Source organism: Sphingomonas sp. OK281 (assembly GCF_900115295.1).
In the GTDB taxonomy this organism is placed as follows: domain Bacteria; phylum Pseudomonadota; class Alphaproteobacteria; order Sphingomonadales; family Sphingomonadaceae; genus Sphingomonas.
Window position 1 is genome coordinate 43,832 of sequence record NZ_FOVZ01000003.1, and the last position, 15,056, is coordinate 58,887.

At 65.9% G+C, this 15,056-nt stretch carries 11 protein-coding genes; 3 read left to right on the forward strand and 8 right to left on the reverse strand.

From position 1 onward, the window contains the following. Positions 1 to 2: 2 nt before the first annotated feature. From BM244_RS11695 to BM244_RS11725, 7 genes are all read right to left on the reverse strand, one after another. Entirely contained in the window at positions 3 to 1,154 is a 1,152-nt protein-coding gene (locus BM244_RS11695) for an EAL domain-containing protein (RefSeq protein WP_254784414.1), read from the reverse strand. Between the two features lie 793 nt (positions 1,155 to 1,947). Next, a complete protein-coding gene (locus tag BM244_RS11700) occupies positions 1,948 to 3,435 on the reverse strand; it encodes a flavin-containing monooxygenase (RefSeq protein WP_093399155.1) in 1,488 nt (495 codons plus the stop codon). A gap of 69 nt (positions 3,436 to 3,504) precedes the next feature. Next, complete coding sequence (locus tag BM244_RS11705) at positions 3,505 to 7,773, reverse strand: translocation/assembly module TamB domain-containing protein (protein ID WP_093399156.1); 4,269 nt, start codon at positions 7,771 to 7,773, stop codon at positions 3,505 to 3,507. Further along, positions 7,773 to 9,971: an autotransporter assembly complex protein TamA gene (locus BM244_RS11710; protein WP_254784415.1), complete on the reverse strand. Its 2,199-nt coding sequence runs from the start codon at positions 9,969 to 9,971 to the stop codon at positions 7,773 to 7,775. Before BM244_RS11710 ends, BM244_RS11705 begins: the two co-directional genes overlap by 1 nt. A 94-nt stretch (positions 9,972 to 10,065) precedes the next feature. Beyond that, positions 10,066 to 10,512, reverse strand: a complete 447-nt coding sequence (locus tag BM244_RS11715) for a hypothetical protein (protein WP_093399157.1) — start codon at positions 10,510 to 10,512, stop codon at positions 10,066 to 10,068. Next, complete coding sequence (locus tag BM244_RS11720) at positions 10,509 to 11,264, reverse strand: prepilin peptidase (RefSeq protein WP_093399158.1); 756 nt, start codon at positions 11,262 to 11,264, stop codon at positions 10,509 to 10,511. The genes BM244_RS11715 and BM244_RS11720 overlap by 4 nt, the downstream gene beginning before the upstream one ends. After that, positions 11,257 to 11,508, reverse strand: a complete 252-nt coding sequence (locus BM244_RS11725; RefSeq protein WP_055879041.1) for a hypothetical protein — start codon at positions 11,506 to 11,508, stop codon at positions 11,257 to 11,259. Before BM244_RS11725 ends, BM244_RS11720 begins: the two co-directional genes overlap by 8 nt. Before the next feature lie 76 nt (positions 11,509 to 11,584). Between BM244_RS11725 and BM244_RS11730 the strand changes: the two genes are divergently transcribed. Continuing rightward, a complete protein-coding gene (locus BM244_RS11730) occupies positions 11,585 to 12,790 on the forward strand; it encodes an acetyl-CoA C-acyltransferase (protein WP_093399159.1) in 1,206 nt (401 codons plus the stop codon). A gap of 80 nt (positions 12,791 to 12,870) precedes the next feature. After that, complete coding sequence (locus tag BM244_RS11735) at positions 12,871 to 13,254, forward strand: endonuclease domain-containing protein (RefSeq protein WP_093399160.1); 384 nt, start codon at positions 12,871 to 12,873, stop codon at positions 13,252 to 13,254. Between the two features lie 125 nt (positions 13,255 to 13,379). On the opposite strand, the gene BM244_RS11740 is transcribed toward BM244_RS11735, so the two are convergent. Then, on the reverse strand, positions 13,380 to 13,874 hold the full coding sequence (locus BM244_RS11740) for an SH3 domain-containing protein (protein ID WP_254784416.1): 495 nt from the start codon (positions 13,872 to 13,874) through the stop codon (positions 13,380 to 13,382). A gap of 121 nt (positions 13,875 to 13,995) precedes the next feature. Between BM244_RS11740 and BM244_RS11745 the strand changes: the two genes are divergently transcribed. Next, on the forward strand, positions 13,996 to 14,994 hold the full coding sequence (locus BM244_RS11745; RefSeq protein WP_093399162.1) for a 2-hydroxyacid dehydrogenase: 999 nt from the start codon (positions 13,996 to 13,998) through the stop codon (positions 14,992 to 14,994). The last annotated feature ends 62 nt before the right edge of the window (positions 14,995 to 15,056 follow it).

Here is a 15,056-nt window from a genome sequence, read left to right on the forward strand (position 1 = left end):
ATTCAGCCCCGCTTCCACACCGCCGCAAGCCGGTTGAAGGGCGCCCTTACGTCGGCCGCGATGGCCTGATATTTTCCATCCTCCAGAAAATGGATCAAGGCTTCCAGATTGATGGGGCGACTGATGAGGAAGCCCTGGATCATGTCACAACCCATCACGGACAACAGCGCCATCGCAGCCTGCGTCTCCACCCCCTCCGCGACGACTTCCATGTCCAGCGCATGCGCGAGATCGATCGTCGATCGAACGATCAGCGGATCGCGATTGGAACTCGTCAATTGCGTCACGAACAGCTTGTCGATCTTCAATTCGCGCGCCGGCAGCTGCTTCAGATATGCGAGCGACGACAAACCGGCACCATAATCGTCGATCGCGATGACGATCCCGATACCGGCGAAGACGTTGAGGTTGGCGATCGCACTGTCGGGATCGCGGATCACCGATGTCTCCGTGATTTCGAAACCCAGTTGCGCGCCGCTCGTCTCGACCAACCCGCATGCCAAGCTCACGAACAGCGTGTCCGCCAACAGCGCGCCGGCGATGTTGATAAAGATGCGCAGGTCATGGCCATGCGCCGCCAGGATCGCCTGGTCCTTGATCGCGCGGCGTATGGTCCAGAGCGTCAGCGCGACGATATCGCGCGACTCTTCGGCCAGAGGAATGAAATCGTTGGGCAAGACCAGCCCGCGGGTCGGGTGGTTCCAGCGCACGAGCGCCTCGACGCTAGTGATCTTCTGGCGACGCAGATGAACCTTCGGCTGATATTGCAGGAACAGTTCTTCCCGCTCGATCGCGCGGCCGAGATCGTGCCCTAGTTCCAGGCGATCGATCGCGGCGGGACTGCCCGTTACGTCCCGCGCTATCGCAACCCGCTCGGTGCGTGCCTCGACCAGTGCGCGCTCCGCCTCCTCGATCAGGTGGACTTCATCCCGATGTGCGGCAGCGGCCGCCGCACCCAACTGGACCTGGATCATATGCGATTCGCCGTCGATATCGAACGGGACCTCGAACGCGACCCCGAGCGCGGCCATCGCCACGTCCAGTGCCAGACGCGCCTCGCTTTCGAACGCGATCTCGGCGATCTCACGGCCCGCAATCTCTACCCGCGCATCGGGTAACGCATCCCTGATCCGCGTCGCTACGTCGATGATCAACGTGTCTGCTCTGGGTCGCCCCAAGTACCGCCGCAGAATCGCGAAATTGGCGATCTCGGCCAATACCAGGAACCGCCAACCCGATTGAGATGCTTGGCAAAAACCGTCGTGAGCAAGTGCGGCCGGCGAATCGAGATCGACGAGTCGCGGACTAGTGAGCGGAACCCCGCCCTTGAACTGCTCGTGCGGAACATCCCTCATGTCCCCCGAATAGAAGGGACGCATAAACATACCCTTAAGCACTTACCATCGAGCAGCACCGAGAAGATGGTTAACAATTTACAAATATCATTGTTTAACGACTCGTTAAGCAGTATGCCTCGGGGGCACCTAAAAGGGTGCAACAAGGGAGCATAAAAATGCTGAAGTTCATCATCGCACTCGTCTACGGCGCAGGCATTCGCCCCTGGTGAATGACTCGGTCGGCCCGGCTACTGGCGATGTGTTGGTTAACGACACGTTTCGGTAATCGGGCCGACATTTAAGCCTGTTCGACTATCGCGAGTAGTTCCGCCGAAGCCTCGCTAAAGCATTGAGATATCTAACGATGCCTCTGCTGAGTTCTGCGCGAATAGCGTAATCGGCGCTATCTATTGAATCGCGCCAAGAATATCCGGCTCCGACGTGGTAGTCGGCGGGCGGTCAGCACCACCGGGCACGCCCGCACCTGGCCGGCCGCTGGAACCTGAGTCTGCTTCGAATCCCTATCGAGGCCGACAAAAGCTCGCCGTCGATCGCGACAGGGGTTCCCCGGCGGCGACTACCCGAGTTCATCGATCACCGGATTTGTTGGTTACCGGGTCTCGGCCATGCTGGCCTGGCGGTTGACGACCGGTTCTGGATTCGAAAATACCATCGCGTCGTCGACCGAGCCGAACTTCAACGCCATCAGATCCAGCGCATAGTTCTGGTTCAGTTTCCATGGCTTGCGCTCGCCCTGCGTCGGCAGCGCCGCGGCAGCGCGCTGGACATAGCCCGAGGTGAAATCGAGGAACGACTCGCTCTTCATCGTCGGATCGTCGTTGTGCGGGGTCGCCTGGCGCAGGCCACGCTTGGTCATCGTGTTGAGCAGGCGGCAGACGTACACGGCGGTCAGGTCGGCCTTCAACGTCCAGGACGCGTTGGTGTAGCCGAAGGTCGAGGACAGGTTCGGCACGCCGTCGAACATCATGCCCTTGTACTGGAGCCGCCCGGCGAGCTCGATCGGCTTGCCATCGAGGCTGAACGCGACTCCGCTCATCAATTGCAGTTCGAGGCCCGTCGCGGTGACGATCACGTCGGCGGGCAGGTCCTTGCCCGAATCGAGGTGGATGCCCTCGGGCGTGATTCGCGCGATCGTGTCGGTGACGATCGAGGCGGTGCCGGCGTTGATCGCCGCGAACAGGTCGCCGTCGGGCACCAGGCAGACGCGCTGGTCCCACGGATTGTAGCGCGGGGTGAAGTGTGTCGCGACGTCGTAGTCCGGGCCGAGCTGATCGCGGACCATGCCGATCATCCGCTCCTTCACGACCGCGGGCTTCTTCCGTGCCATCCGGTAGAAGAACATCCCCATCAGCACGTTCTTCCACCGCGTGATGCCGTACGCGGCCTTCGCCGGCAGTTTGCCGCGTAGCCAGTTCGCCACGCCGTCCTCCCCGGGCCGCGCGACGATATACGTCGGCGAGCGCTGGAGCATCGTCACGTGCGCCGCGGTCTTCGCCATCGACGGGACTAGCGTCACCGCGGTCGCGCCGCTGCCGATCACGACGACGTTCTTGCCGCTATAGTCGAGATCCTCGGGCCAGAATTGCGGGTGGACGATTTGCCCGGCGAAACTGTCCGCCCCCTCGAACTCAGGCGAATAGGCCTTGGCGTAATTGTAATAGCCCGCGCACATCGAGAGGAAGTTGCAGGTCAGCGTTACCGGACCGTCGGGGCCGGTCGCTTCGACGGTCCAGCGCGCGTCCTCGGTCGACCACGCGGCGGACTTTACGTGGTGGCCGTAGCGGATCTTTCGGTCGATTCCGTACGCCTGCGCCGTTTCCTCGACATAGGCGCGGATCGAGGGGCCGTCGGCGATCGACTTGGCCGCCGTCCAGGGGTGGAAGACGAATCCCAGAGTGTGCATGTCCGAGTCGGAGCGGATGCCGGGATAGCGGAACAGGTCCCACGTCCCGCCCATCGACTGCCGGCCCTCGAGGAACATGTAGCTGCGGTCGGGGCAGCGCGTCTGGAGGTGGTAGCCGGTGCCGATCCCGGAAATGCCGGCGCCCACCACGATCACGTCGACATGTTCGGTCATGCTGCATCCTCGCGCCCCGGCGTTACGCCGTAGGTTTCATAACCGAACCTATCCTGTTGTGATCTTTACTCAATAGTCCTTCGTATATTTCACGCTCGCGCTCTGCCCGCCGCTCGATCCCGCTGCCGACAACAGGCTGAGCGCCTTGGTCAGTGCGATCTCCAACTGCGTGGAAGTAAAGCCCTTCGCGTCGGTCACGATCTCAACATAAATGTTCTTCGTGATGTACTTGCCGGCCGCGAGGCTGGTGCCACGCCCGGTGGCCTCGTCGGCGCCGAGCACGCGCAACCGGTCGAACCCGGTCGCCGAGCGCAGCTTGCCGAGCGGGTTCAGACCGCCCCCGCCCGACCCGCGCAGCGAGTTCAGCGCGGACGCCAGCTGGATCGCTTCGGTCGCCGACAGGTTGGCCGGGCTCGACCCGAACAGCAGGCGGCTCAACACCTCGTCCTGCGGGAGGACCGGCGTCGACGTGAACGCGATCTGCGGACGCTGGCCGGTACCCATCACGTTGATGATGACCGTGATGTCGCTGGTGGTCGTCGTCGCCTGGATGTTGATGTCCGGATCGGTGAGCGCGCCGCCACGGAAGCGGATCTGGCCCTTGTTGACCTCGAACCGCTTGCCCGAGAACGAATAGGTGCCGCGGACGATGTCGAGCCCGCCCGTCACGATCGGTGCGGCGGACGTGCCGCCGATCCGCATGTCCATCTCCCATTCGGATTCGAGTCCCATGCCGGACACGAACAGCTGGTTCGGCGCGCGCACCCGGAGGTCGAGCTTGAACTTGCCGATCGCCGGCACGTCCGAGCGATCGGTAGACAGCGCCGTATGGATGTCGCTCTTGCGGCGGACACCGGTCAGCTCGGGAACCTCGGCCTGCCCTTGGCGGATGATCTGGTAGCGCGCCTCCGGGATCTGGAGATCGCCCTGGATCAGGCCACCGTTGCGCCCGTTGGTCAGATGGACCGTGCCCGTCGTGGTGGCACTGATCGCGTCGCTCTTGGCGAGTTGCGCATTGTTCAGCGTCGCGCGGATATCGATCGGGAAGCCGCTGTCCGCCGCGAACCCGATCGTGCCCTGCGCCTGTACGGTACCGTCGCCGGCCTTCGCGCTGAGCTGCGTCAGTTGCAGGTCGGTGTTCGAGAACCGCCCGGCGATCCGCATCTGCGAAAGGCGCGTGCCGTAGGTCTCGTTGTCGTAGGTCAGGTTGTCGGCGCGAACGATGCCGTTGAGCTGCGGTGCCTGCAGGCGACCGGAGAAGTCGGCGGCGACCGCGATCGGCCCCGACAGTTGCTGGTTCGGGATCGCGGCGAAGCTGAACAGCACTGCCGACGGGCCGTTGTAACGGATCCCGCCCGACAGCGGCGCGGCCATCAGGCGCGTGCTCCACGAACCATTGCCCGCCGGTAGCGGCCGGAGGTTCGCGACCATGCGGCCGATGACCGACGTCCCGCGACGCACCAGCGCTCGGCCGGTCGCCCCCTCGCCGCCGAGCGTCCCGGCGAACACGATGTCGACAGGTTCGGAGACGGCGGCAAGACCCGAGCGGGTGAAGTTAGTGACCGTCACGCGTGCGTCGGCGGTCGGCAGTGCGGCCGAGTTCGCCTGCGCAAAGTCGAGGCTGCCGGTCGCCTTGCCGCCGATGCCGAGGTTCGGGACCAACGCCGAGAGCGTCGACAGGTCGAGGCGATCGAGCCGCACCTGCGCGTTCGTGCCGCGGCCGTAGCTGCCCGCCAGGCGCGCCGAGCCGCCGCCTGCGCCGCCGAAGTCGATCCGGGTCGGCGACAGGCGATACACGCCCTTCGCCGCCTGAATTCGCGCCGGATTGACGGTGCGGAAGTCGATGCCGTTCGCTTGGCCCTGTGCGGCTACGAGGTAGTTGTTGGGGCTGAGTTTGGCGTTCACTGCGAGACGGAACGGTACGCCGTTCGAGCCCGTCAGCAGCGCCTGTGCCGTGCCGTTGCCGCCAACGTAATTCACCTTCGCGCGCGCTGCCGAGAGAACGATGGCGCCGTAACGCATGTCCGCGACCTGCGCGTCGGCGACGATCTGCGGCGTCGGGGTCAGCACCGCGGTGGCGTTGACGATCGCGCGGCCGATGGTGAAGTCGACCATGCCGGGGATCTTCGCGCCGTTGGCACGCGCCGCGACGTCGGCGCGCTGGTAGCCGCCTTGGTTGGCTAGGCGGACGTTGCCCGACAGGCCCTGCCCGGCGAACTGGAGCGCGCCAGCGAACGGTCCGGCCGCAGTCTGCACGATTCGGCCGCTGCCGACGATCCCGGCGAACACCACGCGGCGCACGTCGACCGCGAGTTGCGCGCCCGGCTTGACCAGCACGTCGGCGGTGAATGGGCCATAATTGGTGCCGCCGCTCGCGGTGACGGCATAGGCGCCGCCGCGACCGACGATCCGGGCGTTGAGGTTGACGAGCCCGACGCCGACGCCCGGCCGCGGTGCACGCAGGACGACGACCGGTGCGGTCGCGCTGCCCGTGACGCGGGCGGACAAGGGACCGTACGCGGTCGAATACGCGTCGGCATTGACCAGCACCGCGCCGGTGGCCGGATCGAACCGGCCTTCGCCACGCGTCACACGGAACTGTGGCGCGTTCATGCGGAGATTGCGGAAGGTGACGATGCCTTCGGGGCTATAGCCGATGTCCGAGCGGATGATCGCGTTGCCGCCGAGGAAGCTGCGCGCGCCTTCGTTGAAGATCTGCGAGGTCTGCGCGACCACGCGGCCGGTGATCCCGAAGCCGCCCTTGGGTCCCGGCACCAGCTTGGCGTCGGTCGTCAGGTTGACGATGCCGATGCCGTCGACACGGTAGTTGTTGATCCGCCCCTTGAGCGCGCCGGTGTAGCGCCCGGTCGACAGGTTCGCGACGACCACCGCGGTCGCATCGATCTTGTCCGAGCGAATCTTGAGGTTGTCGGACAGGACGTTAACGCCCGAGATGGCAAAGTCGCCGTCGATCGCGACGTTGGTCGCGAGTCCGCCGACGGCGGCATTGAGCCCCGTCACGCGACGTGCGCGCCCCTTGACCGGCACGAGGATGCGGTCGGAGTTCACGCGCGCAAGACCCTCGGCGTAGAGGTTCTCGGCGCCCATGTCGCCGAATGCGATCGTCGCCGCGCGGACCTTGTAGTCGACCGTCGGCGTCGCAAACGCACCGTCGAGGACGACGCGCGCCGTGACATCACGACCACGCAGGTTCGGCAGGATCGCGCCCGGCGTCAGCAGCTTCGCGTTGACCGCGAAATTGCCGAAACGGCTGTTGGCGAGATCGATCAGGCCACCGGCATCGACCGCCAGCGCGTCCGACTTCAGCGTCATCCGCGTGTCGGCCTTGCGGTCGTTGAGCGTGGTGTCGATCGCGACGTCGAGCTGCGGCGACGTCAGGCGCTCGACCGGGCCTTCGAGATACAGACCGGGACGCGTTGAACCGCGCACTTCGATATGACCGTTCTTCGCGGTCAGGCCGAGGTTCACCAGCTGTCCGCCGCCGAGCGTTGCGACCGCGCGACCCTGCCACGAGGCCCAGCTGCCGCGGCCATCGACGGTCGCGGTCAGTGGCGCCTTGAACGACCCCATCGTCGAGACGACGCCGCCAACCGGCGCGGTCAGCTTCACGTTGACGTCGAGCTTGTTCTGTTCGGGCACCGCGTCGAGCTTGAGCACGAGGCGGTCGCCGCCAGCAATGCCAGGGCCGGTCAGCGCGGTCGCGTTGGTGGTCAACTGCGCGCGCTTGTCGGCGATGTGCACCGCGCCGTCGATCTTGACGATATGCGTCTGGCCGGTGACCGGCTTGGCGATCAGGAAGCGATCGATCACCAAGCGGTTCACGTCGATATTGAGATCGGGGAGCAGCGGCGCGTTGGGATCGGTCGGCGTCGCGTTGAGCACCGGGCGGCGCTGCAGCGTGACCAGCGGCGTGGTCAGCGAGCGCACGTCGACATGGTTCTTGGCGAACGCGAACGGGCGCCAGTCGACGGCGAGCTTCGGGCTGGTCAAAAAGACGCCCTTGGGATCGGACACGCGCACGTCGCTGAGCGTCATCGCGCCGTAGATCGAGCCGTCGATCCGGCCGACCTTGATGTTCAGCCCGGATGCGGTGGTGTAGCCGCCGATTTGGTCGGCGACGAGGCGCCGGCCCGGATCGGTGTTGATCCCGAACAGCACGATCAGGACGAGCGCGATCAGGCCGACGACCAGGATCGCCAGCCATTTCAGGATGCGCTGCCATAGCGGGCGACGTTCGACGATCACCGTTTCGGTCTGCTCGAACTGGTCCCGCTCAGCAGGGCCCTGTTCAACAGGTGGAGTGCCGTTTTCGGCCATCAGAATGCCTGCCCGATCGAGATGTAGAGGGCGACCTTGCCGTCACCCTCGCGTGGGTTCAGCGGCGTCGCGATATCGAAACGCATTGGGCCGAAGCTGGTATAGAACCGCCCGCCGATGCCCGCGCCGTAGCGCAGGGACGACAGGTTCGGCGTGCTGCTCTCATAGCTGTTGCCGGCGTCGATGAACGGCACGATACCAAAATCGCCGAACCGGTAGCGGGCCTCGAGCGCGAATTCGTTGAGCGAGCGCCCACCGACCGGGTTGCCGTTGGGATCGAGCGGCCCGAGCCGCTGATACCCGTAGCCGCGCACCGAACCGCCGCCGCCGCCGTAATAGCGCCGCGAGGGGGCAAGATCGTCGCGGTCGACGCCCTGGATCGAGCCCGCCTTGGCGCGGCCGGCGATGACGATGCTGCTGGAGACGGGATAGTAGAACGTCCCCTCGATCATTGTCCGAATATACGGCTTCACCGACCCCTGCACCGACGTTTCGGGGCTGAGGTTGAGCGTCAGGCGATAGCCCTTGGTCGGGTTTAGCAGGCTGTCTGAGCGATCGAACTTAACCTGACCCGGCAGCGCGACGATGCCATAGGTCCGGCGGACGTCCTTGCCTTGCGTGAAGTCGTAGACGCTTTCGTTCGTGCCGACGAGTTCGCCGCCGTAATAATAGGTCAGCGGCTTTTGCCAGATCGGCGTGGAATCATAGCTCCAGCGGACGCCGACGCTAGTCGTGAACGCGTCATAGGCGTCGTAATTCGAATGGTTCGCACCGGCGGTCAGGCTGAACGTCTTGTCGCGCTTGCCCGCGTTGGCGCGGCGGAACGTGCCCGACAGGCCCTGCTCCTGCGTACCCGCGATCACCGACGCTATCAGCGCGCCCTCGTACGGGAACAGGTTGCGGTGCTGCCACGTACCTTCCGCGCGGAAGCCCTGCCCGGTCGAGAAGCCGACATTGCCGCCGAGCGAACGCGCCTTGCCCTCGCTCTGGCGGACCAGCAGGTCGACCTGCTCGGTGCCGTCTGGGTTGATCGTGCCGGTGCGGACCGGTTCGACCGACACCGTCGAGAACAGCGACGTCGCGACCAGCGCATCGCGCAGGTCGTCGGTCATCCGGTTATCGTAGAGCTGACCCGACTTGAACCGCGGGAACAGGTTCAGATGCTCGAGATTGAAGACCGGATCGCCTTCGGTGCGAAGCTGCCCGAACGACGAGCGCGGGCCGGTATCGACGGGCAACGTGTACGCGCCGGTCGGGGTCTGATCGTCGAGCAGGATGTCGCGCTCGCCAACCTTGACGAACGGATAGCCTCGCTGCGGCAGCGTCAGGCTGACGTTGGCCTCCGCGCCCTGGATCCGTGCGGCCTCGATCGGATCGCCGACCTTCAGCGGCAATTGCGTGCGGACGAGGTCGGGCGGCGTCGTCGCATCCGCCTTCACGGTGATCGACGACAGCGAATAGAGCCGGCCGGGTTGCGCGCTGACGGTCGCCTTCAGCCGCGCGGGCTTGGTCTTGTCGGCATCGGGGATCGTCTCGATCGTCGAGATCGCGGTCGCATCGTAATAGCCGAGCGACTTCAGCAGCCGCACCGCCAGCGCCTCGTCCTCGCGGGCGCGCGCCGCGACCTGCGTGGCGTTCGCCGCCTTGCCCTTGCCCTCGGCGAGTGCGGAGAGCGCCTTGTATTCACCCTCGAGCCCGTCGCCCGCCTTGTCGAGACCCTTGGTGGCGGTCTCATAGCGGATCTCGGGCGCGTCCTTGTCCTTGATATCCGCCGCGGTCTGGAGCGGGGTCGTATCGAAGCTCGACAGCGGCGTCAGCGGCTGCGCGAGTTGCGGATCGCTGGGGCCGGTCGGCGGCAGCACGTCGCCGGCCAGCGTGGTGGCAGGGGTCGTAGCGGTGGCAGGCGTTGCGGGTGTTTGCGTCGACGGAGCGGGCAACGGCGCCATCGCCTCCAGCGGAGCGTTCAAGTCACCGCTCAACGGCGGCAGAGCGCTGGAAAACTCAGCGTCGGGCACGATCGGCGCGTCCGAACGCGGATCGGCGGATTGCGGCTGGTCGCTTGGCTTGGGCGCGTCGGGGCCCTTGGCCGGGGCGGTACCCGGCTTCACCAATTGCGCGGAACCGACGCCCGCGAAACCGGTTGTCGACGCTACCAACGCCAGAGCGAGCCAATGATGCCGGCTGTTCGAAGCTGTCACACGATCCCCTTTACAGGCAGCGATCGTGCTCGATTCACCCCCATCTTCGCCCACGTAACGCACATAGGACGGCTTGGTTTCCAAAAAATTTACCTCAGACACAGCCGATAAGGCCACCGACCGGCATGACGACGGTATCGCGTCCGGGGCGGTCGATCCGTAGCGTCGCCGACGTTACGGTGGCGCCTGCGGAGATGTCGGCGCGGACGGCGATGGCCATGTCGAGCGTCGCGGTCACGTCGCCGCCGCGATACTGGGTGACGCCGCCGAAGCCGAAGCCGATACCGGGCGACTGGGTCGCCATCGCGTAGTCGGTCGTCTTGCCGTCGATCGCAAGACGGATCTGGGCAGGGTCGGCCATCGCCATCGCGACGAGTTGCCGGCCGGCGTCCATGCTCCAGAGATAGGCCGCGCATCCCTTCGCGGGCAGCTTCTGCTTGCCGATCGCAGTGATGGGCCCTGGCCCCGGATTGGCCGCAGCAGACGGGGTAGCCGAGGGGGCAGCCGCTTGCAGCGCGAGCATAAGAACGAGCGATATCATGGCGTCAGGCCTATCATGAACAGCCACGCGGGATAAGCCGCGATCGCCAGCAACGCGCCGAATGGAAGCGCGGTGTCCGCCGCCATGCTGCGCCCCTTGAGATGCGCGGCCAGGACGACGCCGAGCCCGATCATGCTCGCGATCAGCAGGACGGCGGGCAACATCTGCCACCCGAGCCACAGCCCGATCGCGCCGAACAGCTTGGGATCGCCGCCGCCCATGCCGTCGCGTCCGCGCAAATGCCTGTAGCCGAACGCGACCAGCCACAGCGTGCCGAAGCCGGCGAGACCGCCGATCAGTCGTTCCTGAAGCGGCGGGTCGATACCGAGCGCGACGCCGACGAGCCCGGTCGCGGCGAGGAGCATCGTCAGCCGATCGGGCAGCCAGAACGCGATGAGGTCGAGGCTTGCCAGCGCGAGCAACAGCCATCCGAACACCGCGCCTGCAATGCCCACGGGCCCCGGTGTGATGATCCCCGCAGCCAAGCCGATCACAAGCCCCGCCAGTTCGATCCGCCAATGCACCGGGCTTATCGGGACGCCGCATCCTCGGCACCGGCCGCGCAGGACGACCGCACTCAACAGCGGTACCAGCTCGACCGCGCGGAGCGTCCGCCCGCAGCCATCGCACGCCGAGCGCCCCTGGATCACCGATCGCCCGTCGGGCCAGCGCGTCACCAGCGCCGCGATGAAGCTGCCGATGATCGCGCCGAGCACGCCCAGCACCACTGCCCAGAACGCAACCTCAGACACCCGTCTTGCGCACCAGGTAGCGATACACGCCGAGGAGGTTGATCCCGAACAACACGATGTTCTGCGTGCCCAGCGCCCAGTCCCCGGTCAAGGCCGCACCGCTCAGCCACGCGATCGACGAGCCGACGAACAGCACGAACCCCCACCCCGTCACGCGCCGGCCGAAATCGAGCGACACCATGAAGGCGGCGATCACCCCCGACGCTGCGGCACACCATTTGAGCGTCGTGATGAGTGTTTCCATGACGTGAGGTCTAGGCGCATCCGGCGGTGCTTTGTATTGCCGCACATCAACCCCAGATACGGGGGCAGAAGAATACATGGAGAGTGAAGTGGCCGCCGATCGAGATCCCATCGTCATCCTGTCCTACGCACGTACGCCGATGGGCTCGTTCCAGGGCGCGCTTGCGGGCGCTACCGCTACGCAGCTTGGCGCCGATGCCGTGCGCGGGGCGGTCGAGCGTTCGGGTGTGTCGGCGGCCGAGATCGAGCGGATCTACATGGGCTGCGTGCTGCCCGCAGGGCTCGGCCAGGCGCCGGCGCGACAGGCTGCGATCAACGCGGGCCTAGGCGATCATGTCGAGGCGACGACGGTCAACAAGATGTGCGGATCGGGGATGCAGGCGGCGATCCTCGCCGCGGATGCGCTCGCGGCGGGCTCGGTCGACCTGCTCGTCGCGGGGGGCATGGAGAGCATGACCAATGCGCCGTATCTCTCGAAAAGCCACCGCGGCGGCGCGCGGATCGGGCATGACCGGATGTACGACCACATGTATCTCGACGGGCTCGAGGATGCGTACGAACCCGGCAAGCTGATGGGCAATTTCGCCGAGGACACCGCGCACGAATACCAGTTTACGCGCAAGCAGATGGACGACTACGCAATCGAGTCGCTGCACCGGGCGCAAGCGGCGCAGAAGTCCGGCGCGTTCGACCGCGAGATCGTCTCCGTCGATATTGCCGGCCGCAAGGGCACGACCACGGTCTCGCTCGACGAGCAGCCGGCCAAGGGCGACGTCGCCAAGATCCCGACGCTGAAGCCCGCCTTCTCGAAGGAGGGCACGATCACCGCCGCTAACGCCTCGTCGATCTCCGATGGCGCTGCGGCCTTGGTGATGACGCGTGCGAGCGTTGCCGAGCGCCTTGGCATCACGCCAATCGCGCGGGTCGTGGCGCATGCCGCGCATGCCCACGCCCCGGCCCTGTTCACGACCGCGCCGGTGTTCGCGATGCGCAAGGCGATGGAGAAGGCCGGCTGGTCCGCGACGGACATCGACCTGTTCGAGGTCAACGAAGCCTTCGCCGTCGTCGCGATGATCGCGATGCGCGACCTTGGCTTGCCGCATGACAAGGTGAACATCCACGGCGGCGCGTGCGCGCTCGGTCATCCGATCGGCGCTAGCGGTGCGCGTATCTTGGCGACGCTGCTGTCAGCGCTGGAGACGACGGGCCAGAAGCGCGGTCTCGCCTCGCTTTGCATTGGTGGTGGTGAGGCGACTGCAATGGCGGTCGAACTGATGAACTGATCCCCTGATTTCCCCCCTCCCTGAAAGGGAGGGGCCGGGGGTGGGTTGCCCTCCGCATCTCCCGAGCGCAGTCTGGAAAGATGGCCCGTATCCCTCCCGAGATGACGCGGCGTGCTCGGGAGTCTCGCAATCATCCCACCGATTCGGAGATCGCGATCTGGCACAAGGTGGCGTATTTTCGGCCGCGGTTTACGCGGCAATTGGTGGTGGAGCGGTTTATCGTCGACTTGGCGTGCCGGGAGGTGCGGCTTGCGGTTGAGTTCGACGGCAGCCAACATATCGACTCGGTTCGTGATGCGGAGCGCACGCGACGCTTGGAAGCCCTGGGGTGGACGGTGATCCGGTTCTGGAACTCCGACGTTGCCCGCAATCCAGACGGCGTAGCCGAGACGATCCTGGCAAGCGTCGTCCATCTTCAGCGGCCGACCCACCCCCAACCCCTCCCTTCCAGGGAGGGGAGCTAGAAAAGCGGTTGGCTTACACTGGCGCAGTCATCCCCCTTCTTACCCCCCTCCCTGAAAGGGAGGGGTTGGGGGTGGGTCGGCTTCCGCATTACGGAACATCGCCAACAAAGCGCCCCCTCAAACCCTCAAGGCAAGACCTCCCCCGCCTCCACGCCCCAAAGCCCCCCAACAGAAACAAACCCCGCCTGCCCCTTAACGTCCATCCGGCACCATCCATTGCCGCACTGGCTCAGCCGCCCGACCACGCCCGGCGCCGCGCGCCACAGCAGCCGGCTCCCCGCATTGGGCTTCTCCCGCAGCTCGACCGGCCCGGAACCATGCACGATCGCAGTGCGCGTGCCGCTCAGCAGGTTCGCCTGCATCCAGCCCTCGGTCCCATCGGGGTCCGCAACTTTCCGCCATTCCTTGAAGATCGCGACCACCTTGATCGGCAGGTCCTGGCGTTGATACAGCCAGCTCGCCGGATACGTCCGTGCCGGCCCGGTCCGCATCCGCGCGCGCGATGCCGAGATCGACGCGTAATAGGGCACGCGCTTCTTCGTCGCGTCGGCTGCCGTCGCCGGGTCGGGCACCAGCGCGGCGACAACAAAAGCGGAAAGCGCGGCGGCGAGAATGCGCATGGTCATGTCCTAACTGGCAAGCTGAACTCCTATCGCGACCAACCGCTTTCCTCAACCGAAGTTGCGGCTCCGACGTTGACGGGACGTTGACGGGCACGAGCGCCTTCGCCAAGCCATCCGCATGATCGACACACGCCGCTGTCCGAACCCCAAGGTCGTCGTCACCCGCGAGCTGGCCGATACGCTGATGGACCGGATGGAGGCGCTGTTCGACACGCAGAACAACCGTGCCGACACCAAACTCGACCGAGACCAGCTTGCCGCGGCGATGGCCGACTGCGACGTCTTCGTGCCGACCGTGACCGATGACATCGACGCCGCGCTGATCGCGGGCGCGGGCGACCGCCTGAAGCTGATCGCAAACTACGGCGCGGGCGTGAACCATATCGACCTCAAGGCGGCGCGCGCGCGCGGGATAATCGTAACGAACACACCGGGTGTCCTCACCGAGGACACCGCCGACATGACGATGGCCCTTATCCTGTCCGTGCCGCGGCGGCTGGCGGAGGGCGAGAAGCTGGTGCGGTCGGGCCAGTGGAACGGCTGGAGCCCCGGCGGGATGCTCGGCCACCGGATCGGCGGCAAGGCGCTCGGGATCGTCGGGATGGGTCGGATCGGCCAGGCGGTAGCACTGAGGGCGCGCGCGTTCGGGCTCACGATCCATTATCACAATCGCACCCGCCTGCCCGCGGTCCGCGAGGCGCAGCTGGCCGCAACCTTCCATGCATCGCTCGACGACATGCTCGCCGCGGTCGACATCGTCACGATCCACACGCCGCTCAATCCCGACAGCCGCAACCTGATCTACGCACGCCGGATCGCTCTGATGCGACCGCATGTGTATTTGATCAACGCGGCGCGCGGCGGAATCGTCGACGAGGTCGCGCTCGTCGAGGCGCTGGAGACCGGACGGCTGGCGGGCGCGGGGCTAGACGTCTGGGCGCACGAGCCGGTCATCGATCCGCGGCTGCTCGCATTGCCCAACGTCGTGATGCTGCCGCACATGGGTTCGGCGACGCTGGAAGGGCGGATGGCGTCGGGGGAGCGCGTGATCCAGAACATCCGGATGTGGGCGGATGGCCATCGCCCCCCGGATCAGGTGCTCGACGGCTGGATCTGAGTCCGCCGACACAATCTGCATCAATATTTCGGAACCGATGCCGCGGTGCAGCATTTGTTGGA